At 54.0% G+C, this 700-nt stretch carries 2 protein-coding genes; one reads left to right on the top strand and one right to left on the bottom strand.

Going from position 1 to position 700, the window contains the following annotated elements:
• Window positions 1-200 (bottom strand): hypothetical protein (locus OMK64_RS21420; RefSeq protein WP_272730135.1); only part of this gene is annotated, 200 nt, incomplete at its 3' end.
• Here OMK64_RS21420 and OMK64_RS21415 point away from each other — a divergent pair.
• Window positions 199-700: acyl-CoA dehydrogenase family protein (locus OMK64_RS21415; protein WP_272730134.1), on the top strand; the 502-nt coding region annotated here is incomplete at its 3' end. The two genes, OMK64_RS21420 and OMK64_RS21415, sit on opposite strands and share 2 nt — an antisense overlap.

Raw genomic sequence — 700 nt, 5'->3', positions numbered from 1 at the left:
AAAGAAGAGTAGTATGTAGGGTAAGGAGGAAATAAGGCTGCGATGGTGGAGGGGAAGAGGGGTGGGATAAAGTAAGAACGATTGGAGATAATGTAGTGTGCATATGAAGTGCGAAAAAAGATAATATGGCTAAGAGGTTCAACTTTTGTTGTTTTTTTTTTCCACTCGTCCTTGTCCGACAATCCACGCAGGTGACCCATGATTCCCAGAACCTTGTTCAGCCCGGAACACGAACTCTTCCGCGAGAGCGTGCGCACCTTCCTCGAAAAAGACGCCGCGCCGTTCCATGGGCAGTGGGAGAAACAGGGCTACATCGACCGCAGCTTATGGAGCAAGGCGGGGGAGGCGGGGATGCTGTGTTCCCACCTGCCAGAAGAATATGGCGGGCTGGGCGCGGACTTTTTGTACAGCGCGGTGGTGATCGAGGAGATCAGCCGGCTGGGGCTGACCGGCATCGGTTTTTCCCTGCATTCGGATATTGTTGCGCCATATATCCTGCATTACGGCAGTGAGGCGTTGAAACACAAATACCTGCCCAAGCTGATCTCCGGTGAAATGGTCACGGCCATTGCCATGACCGAGCCGGGCGCTGGTTCCGACCTGCAAGGGGTGAAAACCACGGCAGTGCTGGACGGCGATGACTACGTGATCAATGGCTCCAAAACCTTCATCACGAACGGCTATCTGGCCGAGCTGGTGA

It is taken from the genome of Cellulomonas fimi, from assembly GCF_028527925.1.
GTDB lineage: Bacteria > Actinomycetota > Actinomycetes > Actinomycetales > Cellulomonadaceae > Cellulomonas > Cellulomonas fimi_C.
The sequence above is the reverse complement of the archived record's forward strand: the minus strand, read 5'-3'. Positions and strand labels throughout refer to the sequence as shown.